The organism is Novosphingobium endophyticum, assembly GCF_014640675.1.
Taxonomy (GTDB): Bacteria; Pseudomonadota; Alphaproteobacteria; order Sphingomonadales; family Sphingomonadaceae; genus Novosphingobium; species Novosphingobium endophyticum.
In genome coordinates, this window is sequence record NZ_BMHK01000115.1 from 1 (window position 1) to 570 (window position 570).

At 67.4% G+C, this 570-nt stretch carries 1 protein-coding gene; it reads left to right on the top strand.

What is annotated here, in order from left to right:
- Positions 1 to 534, top strand: a 534-nt coding sequence (locus tag IEX32_RS20480) for a Gfo/Idh/MocA family protein (RefSeq protein WP_444543980.1), incomplete at its 5' end; no start/stop codon positions are given.
- Positions 535 to 570: the final 36 nt, after the last annotated feature.

The following is a 570-nucleotide window of genomic DNA, read 5'->3' on the forward strand; positions in this document are numbered from 1 at the left end:
AACCTCGTCGAGTTCATCACCGGCGAGCGCATCGCCGCGATCTGCGCCGAACTGACGATGCTGCCCGGCCGCCGCATCGATGACGACGGCGCGGCGCTGTTTCGCTTGTCGGGCGGAGGCCGGGGGACGCTGACGGCCAGCCAGGTCTGCGTGGGCGACATCAACGATCTCGCCATCTCGGTCTGGTGCGAGGAGGCGGGCCTGCACTGGCGGCAGGAAGAGCCGAACACGATGCGCATCGGCTACCGCGACAAGCCGACCGAAATCTGGCACGCCGGCGCCAACCGCGCCTATCTCGCAAGCGACATCCTGGCCATCCAGCGCACGCCCGGCGGACACCCGGAGGGCTATCTGGAAGCCTTTGCCAACATCTATGCCGCCTTCGGCCGCACATTGCGCGGCATGCCGCAGGAAGGCGACGAGCCGGGCTTCGCGACCATGGACGACGCGCTCGCGGGCATGCGCTTCGTGCGTGCCAGCCTCGATTCGAGCCGCCAGGGCGCGGTCTGGGTCGATCTTGCCAGCGTGGAATGAAGGAGAAGACGTGATGAAGGGTCCGGCCATCTTTCT